This is a genomic window from uncultured Succinivibrio sp. (assembly GCF_902756765.1).
GTDB lineage: Bacteria > Pseudomonadota > Gammaproteobacteria > Enterobacterales > Succinivibrionaceae > Succinivibrio.
On record NZ_CACVSS010000005.1, the window covers coordinates 56,875 to 64,296 of the forward strand.

At 38.5% G+C, this 7,422-nt stretch carries 8 protein-coding genes; 3 read left to right on the forward strand and 5 right to left on the reverse strand.

What is annotated here, in order from left to right; translation table 11 throughout:
• Positions 1-20: 20 nt before the first annotated feature.
• A complete protein-coding gene (locus tag QZU45_RS01555; RefSeq protein WP_295350775.1) occupies positions 21-1,085 on the reverse strand; it encodes a beta-N-acetylglucosaminidase domain-containing protein in 1,065 nt (354 codons plus the stop codon).
• Between the two features lie 226 nt (positions 1,086-1,311).
• Between QZU45_RS01555 and tig the strand changes: the two genes are divergently transcribed.
• Genes tig through clpX form a run of 3 tightly spaced genes read left to right on the forward strand, consistent with a single transcriptional unit; the run spans position 1,312 to position 4,578 of the window.
• Positions 1,312-2,631: a trigger factor gene (gene tig / locus QZU45_RS01560; RefSeq protein WP_074840217.1), complete on the forward strand. Its 1,320-nt coding sequence runs from the start codon at positions 1,312-1,314 to the stop codon at positions 2,629-2,631.
• 34 nt (positions 2,632-2,665) lie between these two features.
• Positions 2,666-3,310 (forward strand): ATP-dependent Clp endopeptidase proteolytic subunit ClpP, encoded by a 645-nt coding sequence (gene clpP, locus QZU45_RS01565; protein WP_074840215.1) that lies wholly within the window; start codon positions 2,666-2,668, stop codon positions 3,308-3,310.
• Positions 3,311-3,312: 2 nt separating this feature from the next.
• Positions 3,313-4,578, forward strand: a complete 1,266-nt coding sequence (clpX, locus tag QZU45_RS01570) for an ATP-dependent Clp protease ATP-binding subunit ClpX (RefSeq protein ID WP_074840213.1) — start codon at positions 3,313-3,315, stop codon at positions 4,576-4,578.
• 121 nt (positions 4,579-4,699) lie between these two features.
• Here the strand turns inward: clpX and QZU45_RS01575 are convergent, their stop codons facing one another.
• From QZU45_RS01575 to QZU45_RS01590, 4 genes are all read right to left on the reverse strand, one after another.
• The gene (locus QZU45_RS01575; protein ID WP_295350780.1) at positions 4,700-5,080 is read right to left on the reverse strand and encodes a hypothetical protein; all 381 of its coding nucleotides are present in this window, start codon (positions 5,078-5,080) and stop codon (positions 4,700-4,702) included.
• 289 nt (positions 5,081-5,369) lie between these two features.
• Positions 5,370-5,642 carry a zinc ribbon domain-containing protein gene (locus tag QZU45_RS01580; RefSeq protein ID WP_295350783.1) on the reverse strand — a complete coding sequence of 91 codons (273 nt, stop codon included), beginning with the start codon at positions 5,640-5,642 and terminating at the stop codon, positions 5,370-5,372.
• A gap of 29 nt (positions 5,643-5,671) precedes the next feature.
• Positions 5,672-6,634: a transposase gene (locus QZU45_RS01585; RefSeq protein WP_295350785.1), complete on the reverse strand. Its 963-nt coding sequence runs from the start codon at positions 6,632-6,634 to the stop codon at positions 5,672-5,674.
• Between the two features lie 196 nt (positions 6,635-6,830).
• On the reverse strand, positions 6,831-7,422 hold a 592-nt coding region (locus QZU45_RS01590; RefSeq protein WP_295350788.1), incomplete at its 5' end, for a hypothetical protein.

The window sequence follows — 7,422 nt, forward strand, 5'->3', positions numbered from 1 at the left end:
TCATAAGTTTACCACTTAATTTAGGAAGTGAGGCAGGCCGGGTCAAATTTATATACTCCATTGATAAAATCAATGAGTTCCCTGGATGCTGCGTTTTTCTGCTTTTTACAGATGTTCAAAAGCTCTTTTTTTTGAGGGTCATTAAGACAGTCTATGCCCTCGTCATTTAATTTATCGAGATAATCTATCAGCTTTGAACTATCAGATTTAAAAAGATTTTTTATCTCTTTAAGTCTATGTTCCCTGATTTCTGTTTCAGATTTCTCCTGATAGCATAATGGCAGAGTGGAAAGAGAGATTTTGGTAAGATTTGCCTCCAGCATTGGATTTACTGCGTGGGATAGAACTACACCGTCAAGTTTTTCTCTGGAGCAAAATTCTCGGGTGTAGATTTTTTTGCTGATAAATTTGCCATCATTTACAGGATAGTTGTCCCAAATGGTAACTTTTCTTTTGAATCTTTTATTGATATTTTCTATGTCTTCTCTGGTAATTGATTTTGACAGGACCTTGTTTCCTGTCCAGAATATTTCAATGTCATGAGGCAGATTATCTGTTATCTGTTCAAAATAATCTGAAGGTCTTTCTCCGAATACCTTGTCTAGAATCGGATCAAAACTGTAGTAGGTAGGACAGAAAATAAGTCTTTTTCCCGTTCCTTTTAGGCGATTGAAAATATCCTTTACAATCTGCTTTTGTTTTATTCCCTCATCTTTTGTATAAAGTTTTATGTCATCAAATAGAATTGCAATGATATCGGCATTAAATTCGTTTATTGCTGTATCAATTTTCTTATATAAAAAGGGAATCTCTCTTTTAGGCTCTTCTGTTATTCCTAATGGAGAAATACCAATACCGAACTGCATACTATGAGCATGACAGAATAAAGCGAAATTCTTAAGCTTCGCTATTTGCGTATCTGAGAATTCATCTTTCCATGCACGTCTTAATGAACGGTCATTTTTTGGAGCATAGATATAGTAGGAATAACCGTTTCTTGAGGCAAATGAACATAGGGATTCACGCTGTCTTTTTGTATACAGTTTTCCGTAAAAACCTTCAATTATTCCCAATGTGGTTTCCATAATGACTCCTTAAATGTGTACTATTTGATCTTACACGTTTTTTCTAAGAAAAATACAGAGTCCGGCATATTTGTGTATAACCTTTTGACCGTTGCCACATTTGCACATTGATTAGATGGCTTTTCGCTAGTATAATATCGTGGTTTATGTAGACGCACGGCACAGTTATATACTCCGATGCGTCAATTTTGTATGTTAATTACTGCAACCTAAATAGAGGAAAAAAATGCAGGTTTCAACCGAGAAAAAAGAAGGTGTACAGCATCTTCTAACTGTTACTGTGCCAGCAGAAGACGTAAAAAAGGCATATGACGCAAGTTTCCGCAAATACGCTAAGAACGCAAAGGTAGATGGTTTCCGTAAGGGCCACATTCCAACTAAAGTTCTAGAGAGCCAGTTCGGCGGACAGATTTATTCAGACGCTTATGATTCACTAATCAATAAGACCATTGGTAAGGCTATTGAAGAGTCAAAGCTAGAGGTAGTTGGCTATCCACGTGTTGAAGTAAAGAAAGCTTCATTCAAGAATGATGAGGAGTTCGTTTACGAGGCAACTGTTGAAGTTAACCCAGAGCTAGAATTAAAGCCTTTTGAAGAGTTAAAGTTAAAGAACATCAAGGCTGAAGTTACCGATGCAGACGTAGAGAAGATGATCGAGAACCTACGTAAGCAGCAGGGTAAATGGCAGGTAAAGGATGATGCTGTAGTTGGTCAGGGTACCCGTGCATCAATCGACTTCCTAGGCCGTTCAGAGGGTGTTGAGTTTGAAGGCGGTAAGGCTGAGAACTTCACTCTGACCGTTGGTGAGACTCAGATGATTCCTGGTTTTACCGAGCAGATCGAAGGCCACAAGGCTGGTGACAAGTTCACCATCCAGGTTAAGTTCCCAGAGGAATACCATGCTGAGAACCTAAAGGGTAAGGACGCTGAGTTCGATATTACTGTAAATTCAGTTTCAGAGCTTGTTCTTCCAGAGGTTAACGAGGATTTCGTAAAGATCTTCGGTGTTAAGGATGGTTCAATCGATACCTTCAAGGCTGACCTGCGTAAGAATATGGATCGTGAATTATCACGTTCTGTTTATGTAAAGACCCGTCAGAACCTGTTTGATGCTCTGATTGCTCAGTATGGCGAGTTCGCTGTTCCTCAGGCATACATCGATGCAGAGGTTGAGCGTTTAGCAAAGAACTTTGAGATGCAGATGAAGGCTTATGGTATGACCAAGCTTCCTGCAAGCTTCAAGAAGGAAGAGATGTTCAAGGATGAGTCTGTTAAGGCTGCACGTCTTGGCATTATCGTTCGTAAGATCATTCTAGACTTAGGCTGCACCAAGCCATCAGACTCTTATGTTGATGCTCAGCTGAACCAGATTGCAGGTGCTTACGAGGATCCTGCAGAGGTAATCGCTCAGCTACGTAAGGATAAGACTCAGTTTGAGAACATCCAGAATGCTGCTATTGAGGCAGAAGTTGTAGCTAAGGTAATGGAAAAAGCTGCTGACGGCGACGAGACTATGTCATTTGACGAACTAGTTCGTGCTCGTTAATTTACAACAATAACTATAAGGAGCTTTGCTGCTAATGTTTAACTTTGAAGATCAGACAAGACTGGCATCATCTCTGGTGCCAATGGTTATTGAACAGACTGCAAGGGGAGAAAGATCCTTTGATATATATTCACGTCTGTTAAAAGACCGAGTGATATTTTTGACTGGTGAAGTTGAAGATCACATGGCTGATCTGATTGTGGCACAGCTCCTGTTTTTAGAATCAGAAGATCCTGACAAGGATATCTATCTGTACATCAATTCTCCTGGTGGCGTAGTTACAGCAGGCTTAGCTATATACGACACCATGCAGTACATCAAGCCAGATGTCTGCACTTTATGCATGGGACAGGCCTGTTCCATGGGATCATTCTTATTGGCCGGCGGAGCTGCAGGTAAAAGATTTGCTCTGCCAAATTCTAGAATTATGATTCACCAGCCTTTAGGTGGATTCAAGGGTCAGGCAACCGACATTATGATTCATGCCCAGGAGACCCAGCGTATCAAGGATACCTTAAACGGTATTCTTTCAAAGCATACAGGCAAGAGTTTAGAGGAAGTTGTTCAGAACACTGAAAGAGACAACTTCATGACTTCTCAGGAAGCTTTGGATTTTGGTTTGATTGATAGAGTAATTACAAACCGTTCTGAAATTACTGCTTCAGATAAGGAAGATTAATCATGTCTGATACCCCAAAAAGTACTTGTTTATTCTGTGGACAGGGCTCATCTGAAACCAGAACTCTGATTAAGGCTCACGGAACCTGCATCTGTTCAGACTGTATTACCAAATGCTACAAGATGCTTGAGCAGCGTGGCATGTCAAAAGGTTCTAAGGGGAGTTCTGGAATTGATCTTGATAACATTCCTACTCCACGTGATATTGCTAAACATCTTGATGAGTACGTAATTGGTCAGGATGATGCCAAGAAGGTTTTATCTGTAGCTGTTTATAATCATTACCAGAGACTGCGTCATGCAAACAATGACTCTGGTGTAGAACTTGGCAAGTCAAACATTCTTTTGGTTGGACCTACCGGTTCGGGTAAGACTTTACTTGTTCAGACCCTAGCCAAATTCCTTAATGTTCCTTTTGCTATTTCTGATGCTACCACCTTAACTGAGGCCGGTTATGTTGGCGAAGACGTAGAGAACGTGATTGTACGTCTGCTTCAGAATTGCGATTTTGACGTTGAAAAGGCTCAGAAGGGTATTATCTATATCGACGAGATCGATAAGATTGCCCGCAAGAGTGAAAATCCTTCAATTACCCGTGATGTTTCCGGTGAAGGTGTTCAGCAGGCTCTGTTAAAGCTTGTTGAAGGTACTGTTGCATCTGTTCCACCTAACGGTGGCAGAAAGCATCCTCAGGAAAAGAACATCGAAGTAGATACCTCTCAGATTCTGTTTATCTGTGGCGGTGCTTTTGATGGTCTTGAGAAGGTTGTTGAAAAGAGAGTATCTAAGAAATCTGGCATTGGTTTTGGTGCCGAGGTTCTTGGTGAGAATGAGAAGATGTCTCTTTCCGACAAGTACAAGAATGTTGAGCCTGATGATCTGGTTAAATTCGGTATTATTCCAGAGTTCGTCGGAAGAATGCCGGTTATCACCGCTTTATCTGAATTAAGCCGTGATGAACTGATTCGCGTTTTAAGAGAACCAAAGAATGCCATCATCAGACAGTTCGAGGAAATGTTCAAGTTTGAGAATGTTAAGCTTGAGTTTACCGAAGAGGCTTTAAATGCAATTGCAGATACTGCAATTAAACGTCATACCGGTGCACGTGGACTGCGTTCTGTTGTTGAAGGCCTTCTGTTGAATACAATGTTCGATATTCCTTCAGTTAAGGATGTTGAAAGAGTTGTTGTAGACAAGAATACTGTTGAAAAACAGGAAGAACCTATCGTAATCAAAAAGGACGATTTTGAAATCGCCTCTAATTCTTAATATTTAAGACCTCCTTCTGGAGGTCTTCTATTAAGTTTCGCCTGTATTCCCAATGTCGGGATATTCAAAATATTGGCAGGGAATAGCTATTTTAAATCTCGGCCAATTATTCAACTTTTACTTATTTGTTGTTTTTGCGAATTTCTCTAATTTCTTCTACAGATATTTTTGTTAGTTTGTTGATGGTTTCGTCATCTATACCATTTTCTATCATATTCATGATGATATTGTAACGCTCCTCAGCTCTTCCTTTAACATAGCCTTCTGCATAACCTTCTGCATAACCTTCAGCAAAAGCTTTAATCCAATCTTCAGACTTGTCTTCTGCCCAACTTTCGGCCCATCTTTTTGTCCAACATTCAGCCCAACTTTTCGCCCAACTTCTTATCCATTCTTTGTCTTTTCCGACTTCTAATCCCTCTGTGTAAAAATCGGTATAAGTTGTCTCATTATTAATTCTGTTGGACGGAGCTAAATTTGCTTTTATTAATGATTCCTGCATACCATTCTTCCTGTATAAAAAAATATATCTAATTTACATGTGGATAAGTCAACTTTTGCTTAATTGTTAATTTTGCGAATTTCTTTAATTTCTTCTATAGATTTATCTGTAATGTTGCTAATGGCTTCGTCATCAAATCCTTTATTTATCATATTTAGGATAATATTGCTTTCTCCCTTAGCAATTCCATCTCTGTAATATCCTTCGGTATCTGATTTTTGACCTACTCCCCATGCTGAATAGCCAGGAGATTCAATACCGCCCGTTAACTATTTTTTGCTAATGTTAACTAGGCCTCTATGGCTTCTCGTTGCTGACTGCTATTACAGTTCACTTGGCGAGCGATCTGGGCAAGTCCAGCCCTTCTTATATTTTTAGCTGCGTTCACATCTGCGTTTTCTGTGTGTCCACAGTGGATACATTTAAACTCAGCCTGAGTCTTTCGGTTCTCCTTATCAACATAGCCGCATACATGACAGGCTCTGCTGGTGTTCTTAGCAGGAATCTGCACGAAGATGCCTCCCTTAAGCTTAAGTTTGTACTCAAGCTGTTTAAAGAACATAGACCATGACTCTTTTAAAATCTCTCTGTTTAAGCCTGACTGCCAGGTTCTTCAATAGTTCCCTTAGCTGATTTGGTCATATTCTTAACCTTCAGGTCTTCTACACATATAATGTCGTGGTTTTTGACTAGACGTGTAGATTCTTTCTGAAGATAATCATATCTGACATCAGTAAGTTTCTTATGAAGCTTAGAGAGTTTTATTCTGAGTTTAATGTATCTTTTTGAATCTTTTTTCTTTCTGCTTAATCTCCTCTGCAGTTTTTCTATCTTTTCATAAACAGGATTCAGCCTGTCTTTTAATGACGGTATGTAGTTTTCATCTGATAAGGTGGCAAATCTGACCACTCCCATATCAATACCTACAGCTGTATTAAAATTAAGCTCCTGTATCAGAGGCTTTAATTCAAACTCTGTCTGAACAGAGATATACCAGTCTCCATGGTTCAGTGAAACTGTTACATTCTTTGGTTTACCGAAGATGTTTCTGGATTTACGGTACTTAACCCAGCCAAGCTTGGGTAGCCATATCTTCTTTCTGTCTTCATCAAGTTCAAAGCCCTGAGGAAATCTGAAACTGTTATGAAGAGCCTTCTTTTTTAATTTTTGTAAACCGCCTTTTCCTTCGAAGAATCTATGATAGGCACTCATCAAATCCTGAGCTTTCTGCTGTAAAGTCTGAGCAGGACATTCCTGTAAAAAAGGATATTCTTTCCTTAAATCAGGAAGCAGATAGTTTAATCCGGTAATACATTTATAGCACAAAGGTCTGAAACTAAGCTTCTTGGCTTCATCTCTATTTAAAGCTTCACCATTACTCTGTCTGGAATCTATTTCTTCAAGATATTCTCTGAAGTCTTCCCTGCATTTGAAGAGTAAATGGTTATATACAAATCTGGTACAACCTGCTGTCCTGCTGAAAAAACGACGCTGTTCTCCATTAGGCTCAAGCTTAAATTTAAAAGCAAGTTTTGCTAGATTTGTATCTGTCATATATATATTTATTATTTTTAAACATTATTAAACAATATATATATTATAGCATACTTTTTAGCTGCCTTACATCCCCATTGTTAAAACAAGGGGGCTTCCGGCGGCAAAGATAAATCAAAGTGATTTACAGTAAATATCTTTTATCCTGTTCAGGATTCTGTTTTGGTAACGAATTGATTCTGTTTTCCTATACGAATCAGTGACAAATAAGGTTATCCCACGGAAATTCATCAAATACAATTGATATTTTATTATATTCTTTCATGAAAGCAGACAGGTCACCTCGTTCTTTTATGAAGTTAAAAGCATCATCATATTCAATGTCAAAGTAATCTTTTACGTTATCAATAAGACATTCTAATTTCCAATGCTTGAAATTATCGTAAAACAGGTCCCCTATGTTATCCGCTATTGTATAACACCTGTCAGAATAAAACTCTTCAGGATCTAAAAATTCCCTTGCCTCATATTCGTCACAATCTTCTTTATCCATTATTTCTTCAATCTTCTCTCTCGGAAACTCAGGCTCTGTTGTCCATGAACAAGAGATTTTATCTGATGTTATAAATGCACCTATTGCAGCAAAATAACTCTCTCCAGAAATATATCCATGAGCCATAAAAGAGCAACATGCCGCTATTTTTTCTTTTGCACAAAACTCTTTTATTATCTTAAAAATTGTTTTTTTAAGATAGTTTTCTGACATTACGAAGCCTTCTCCATCTAAAAAGTCAGCATTACGTGTAATGTCAAATGAAAGGATTCCTTTTTTTTGTTTTTTCTTAAGA